At 61.7% G+C, this 2274-nt stretch carries 4 protein-coding genes; 3 read left to right on the forward strand and 1 reads right to left on the reverse strand.

Features of this window, described 5'->3' with window-relative positions:
* A partial coding sequence (locus tag EN935_RS31950; protein WP_164771526.1) for an SCO family protein occupies window positions 1-250 on the reverse strand: 250 nt, incomplete at its 3' end.
* Between the two features lie 188 nt (window positions 251-438).
* Between EN935_RS31950 and EN935_RS31955 the strand changes: the two genes are divergently transcribed.
* The 3 genes from EN935_RS31955 to EN935_RS31965 all read left to right on the forward strand — a co-directional run.
* Entirely contained in the window at window positions 439-942 is a 504-nt protein-coding gene (locus EN935_RS31955) for a CreA family protein (protein ID WP_126069545.1), read from the forward strand.
* Between the two features lie 86 nt (window positions 943-1028).
* Window positions 1029-1670, forward strand: coding sequence for a DapH/DapD/GlmU-related protein (locus tag EN935_RS31960; RefSeq protein ID WP_127265776.1), 642 nt, complete (start codon window positions 1029-1031; stop codon window positions 1668-1670).
* A 313-nt stretch (window positions 1671-1983) separates the two neighbouring features.
* On the forward strand, window positions 1984-2274 hold a 291-nt coding region (locus EN935_RS31965), incomplete at its 3' end, for a low affinity iron permease family protein (protein WP_164771527.1).

A 2274-nucleotide genomic window follows, 5' to 3' on the forward strand; every position in this document is an offset into this window, starting at 1 on the left:
TCTTCAGCCAGCCGGCCAGTTCGAACAGCGTGGTCGGGCAGACCTCGGGACAATGGGTGAAGCCGAAGAAGACGACGCTGGGCTGGCCCCTGAAGGCGGCCTCGGTGATCGGCGCGCCTTTCTGGTCGACCAGCGTAAAGGCGGCGCCGAAGGGCTCGCCGCCATAGTGACCGCGGTACCAGTCGAAGGTTAGCCAGCCGATGCCGGCCGCCATCAGGACGAGAATGCCGACCAGGATAGAACGCATCATCAGAAAAGTCCGTCTGCAGAAATCGTCGCGCCGGCTCAATGCCACGCCTGTGTGACAGTCTTAGCGGTTCGGCCCCGCGCAGGCAAAGTGCCGCGTTGCCGCAACCGCGGTGGTGTTGATGTATCTGCTTGCAAAGCCGGGCTGTTCGCCCCACCTGTGACCGGCAACTCGAACCGCAGGAGGCACCCTTGCACGGACTGATTGGGCGAAAACTGATCGGCGGCGCGTTGGCCGCGTGCGTTGTCCTTGGCGCCGGCGCCGCCGTCGCCGAGGAAGTCGGCAAGGTCGGCGTCGATTGGCTCGGCAACGACATCATCGTCGAGGCGATCAAGGATCCGAAGGTGGAGGGCGTGACCTGCCACGTCTCCTATTTCGATCGCGGCATCATCGATCGCCTGCACAAGGGAAACTGGTTCGAGGATCCGTCCGATTCCTCGATCTCCTGCCGCCAGACTGGTCCGATCACCATCGGCGACATCGACATGGGCGAGAGCGGCGAGGAAGTGTTCAAGCAAGGCATCAGCCTGATCTGGAAGAAGCAGGTGGTGAACCGCATCTACGACAAGGCCAATGAGACGCTGATCTATCTCTCGCATTCGCGCCAGGTGCAGAACGGCTCGGCCAAGATGTCGGTTACCACCGTACCGCTCTACGGCCAGAACGTGGTGTGGAGCAAAGGCAAGCCGCAATGAGCGGAGCGAACTCCTTCGCGCAATTGGTCTGACGGACAATTGCTCGCGACTTGCGGGAGCAATTGCTCTGACGTAAAGCCGCCAGCATGGACCGTTCCGAAAACCTTGTCCCGAAAGACCCCGAGCCGCGCATCCATCCGACCGCGGAGCTGAAAGCGTGCAAGCTCGGCCGCTATGCCTCGATCGGTGAGCGGGTGGTGCTGCGCGAGGTCACGGTCGGCGATTTCTCCTATTTCGAACGCCACTCGGAAGCGATCTACACGACGATCGGCAAATTCTGTTCGATCGCCGCCAACAGCCGTATCAATGCGCTAGAACATCCCATCGAGCGGCTGACCCAGCACAAGCTCAGCTACCGGCCGAACGAGTATTTTCGCTGGCTGGGCGTCGACGCCGCATTCCGCGCGCGGCGGCAAGCGAAAGCCGTGACCATCGGCCATGATGTCTGGATCGGCCACGGCGCGGTGATCATGCCCGGGATCACCATCGGCAATGGCGCGGTGGTCGGCGCCAACGCAGTGGTGACGCAGGACGTGCCGCCCTATGCAATCGTCGCAGGGGTGCCGGCGAAGGCGCTTCGGCCACGCTTCGCTCCGGATATTGCGGCGCGGATCGAAGCTCTCGCCTGGTGGGACTGGCCGGTCGAAAAGCTCGCCAGAGCGGTTCCCGACATGCAGGCAATGCCGATCGAAGTCTTCCTCGATCGCTGGGAAAACGACGCCGTTTGAGTTGCCAAAAACAGGTCGACGCTAGCCGGGCGGCGCTTTCGGGAGACCATGCTCCGCGCTCTGCGGACTGAAACCCCTTCCGCCATGCGGGGGTGGCGCAGCGGAAGGGGCTGGAGGTAAACCGCTGTGAAGCGGAAGGAACAGGCTCTCTTGCCTGTGGGGTTACTGTGCCATTGAACCCATAAGGTGTGTTTTCGTCCGCATTCTCTTTATGCGTGTATTCAATTGTGCCTGAGGTATTTGTCCGCGTCGGGAACCTGAAACGGTCGCCGGTTGTTTCTCATCGCGCCGCTGCGTTGAGGGATTTCGACAGATGGAAAAGCTTTTCACCAAGATCGCCAACTGGGTCGCCCATATAGCCGGCCTGCCGCCGACATTTGCCGTCTGCTGCCTGATCGTCGTCGTCTGGGCGGTAAGCGGTCCGTTCTTCGGCTTTTCGGACACATGGCAGCTCGTCATCAACACGGGCACGACCGTCATCACCTTCCTGATGGTGTTCCTGATCCAGAACACCCAGAATCGCGACGGTGCGGCGATCCAGGCCAAGCTCGACGAACTGATCCGGGTCAGCGCCGGCCACAACCACGTCATCGGCATCGAGCAC

The sequence above is a fragment of the Mesorhizobium sp. M7D.F.Ca.US.004.03.1.1 genome (genome assembly GCF_003998635.1).
Taxonomy (GTDB): domain Bacteria; phylum Pseudomonadota; class Alphaproteobacteria; order Rhizobiales; family Rhizobiaceae; genus Mesorhizobium; species Mesorhizobium loti.

Bases quoted from the DNA above. Each gene is read 5' to 3' on its own strand.
- EN935_RS31960 (WP_127265776.1), top strand. From the start codon at position 1,029: ATGGACCGTTCCGAAAACCTTGTCCCGAAAGACCCCGAGCCGCGCATC.